Here is a 1,712-nt window from a genome sequence, read left to right as displayed (position 1 = left end):
GGGCGTGCCGGTCAGCCAACTGATCTCCCAGCGACTGTCCAACACGCTGATCATCAGCGGACTGTCCATCGCGGTCTCGTTCGCGGGCGCGTTCGTCATCGCGTTCTTCGCGGCCTGCACGCGGCACGATTGGGTCCGCGACCTGCTGAACATGCTGCCGACGTTGGGCGTGTCCGTGCCGTCGTTCTGGATCGGCCTGCTGCTGATGCAGGTGTTCAGCTTCGGCCTCGGCCTGCTGCCGTCGGTCGGCACGGACGGCTGGCAGACGCTGATCCTGCCGACGGTCACGATGTCGATTCCGATGATGGCGCTGCTTTCGCGGCTGCTCATGACCGGCTTCGAAGAGGTGCTGCGCGAGGGGTTCATCACCACGGCGAAGGCCCACGGACTGAGCTACCGGACGATCGTCGTCACCCACGTGCTGCGCAACGGATCGCTACCGGCGTTCACGATGCTCGGCCTGATCATCGGGCACACCGTCACCGGCGCGATCGTGGCCGAAACCGTGTTCTCCCGTCAAGGCGTGGGCATGCTCGTGCAGCAGTCCGTGGAAAACCAGGACATTCCGGTGGTGCAGGGGGTCGTGCTGCTCGCCGCCGCGGCGTTCGTCGTCATCAATCTCATCGTGGATCTGGTCTACCCCCTGCTGGACCCGCGCATCTCGCACGTACGCGGAAAGGCGGAACAATGAGCATCGGCATAACGGAAACCGCGGTGGCGGGCGCGCCGCCGGCCGAACATGCGGCGCACGCGGTCCATACGATCCCCGCGGCGCGGACCGGCCGCACGACTGCGGATGGTGGCGCACGGTCCGCACGCCGGCTGCCTGCGCCGTCGCCGTTGCGGCGCATCGCCGACGTGCTGCGGGGGCGGTTCGTCGTGATCGTCTCCGGCATCTTCCTCGCATTCGTGGCGGTCGCGTCCGCCGTGCCGCAGCTGTTCACACGACTGGACCCGTACAAGACCAGTCCGGCCGACAAGCTGCTCGCCCCCTCGGCGCAGCACTGGTTCGGCACCGACCAGGTCGGCCGCGACCTGTTCACCCGCGTGCTGTACGGCGGCCGTGCGACGCTGCTCGCCAGTCTGATCTCCCTGTCGATCGCGTTCGTCGGCGGCCTGCTGATCGGCGTGATTTCGGGATATTTCGGAGGATGGATCGACGGCCTGCTCATGCGCGGCGTGGACGTGTTGCTGTCGATTCCCGGACTGCTGCTGGCGATCACCATCGTGACGGCCATCGGATTCGGCACCACGCCGGTGGCCGTCGCCATCGGCATCGGCATCCTGCCCGGCTTCGCCCGCACGACGCGCTCGCAGGTGCTCAGGGTGCGCGAACGCTCCTATATCGAAGCGGCGCGGGTCGGCGGCGTCCCCGTGACATCGGTGATCTTCCGCCACGTCATTCCCAACGCGATCGGCCCGGTGTCCGTGCTCGCCCTGCTGGACTTCGGCAGCGTGATCATGGCGGTCGCCACGCTGAGCTTCCTCGGATTCGGCGCACGGCCGCCGGCCGCGGAATGGGGGTCGCTGATCAACGACGGCCGCAGCTATCTGGTGACCAGCCCGTGGGTGCCGCTGCTGCCCGGCCTGACCGTGGTGCTCACCGTGCTGTCGATCACCGTCATCGCGCAATCGCTGAAGAAACGAGGCAACCTATGAGCGAGGCAAACGCAGCCATTCAGACGTCCGGTAAGGCCGGCGCGGCCGGCGCG

2 protein-coding genes are annotated in these 1,712 nt (G+C 67.6%); both read left to right on the top strand.

Annotation, left to right across the window (positions count from 1 at the left end; translation table 11 throughout):
* A partial coding sequence (locus JS533_RS13595) for an ABC transporter permease (protein ID WP_241515354.1) occupies positions 1–691 on the top strand: 691 nt, incomplete at its 5' end.
* Entirely contained in the window at positions 688–1,659 is a 972-nt protein-coding gene (locus JS533_RS13590; protein WP_241515352.1) for an ABC transporter permease, read from the top strand. The genes JS533_RS13595 and JS533_RS13590, both read left to right, overlap by 4 nt.
* The last annotated feature ends 53 nt before the right edge of the window (positions 1,660–1,712 follow it).

It is taken from the genome of Bifidobacterium amazonense, from assembly GCF_018555435.2.
Classification (GTDB): Bacteria; Actinomycetota; Actinomycetes; order Actinomycetales; family Bifidobacteriaceae; genus Bifidobacterium; species Bifidobacterium amazonense.
This window is presented reverse-complemented; position numbering and strand designations above follow the sequence as displayed.

Excerpts from the sequence above, each read along its gene's own strand:
- JS533_RS13590 (WP_241515352.1), top strand. The coding sequence starts at position 688 with ATGAGCATCGGCATAACGGAAACCGCGGTGGCGGGCGCGCCGCCGGCC.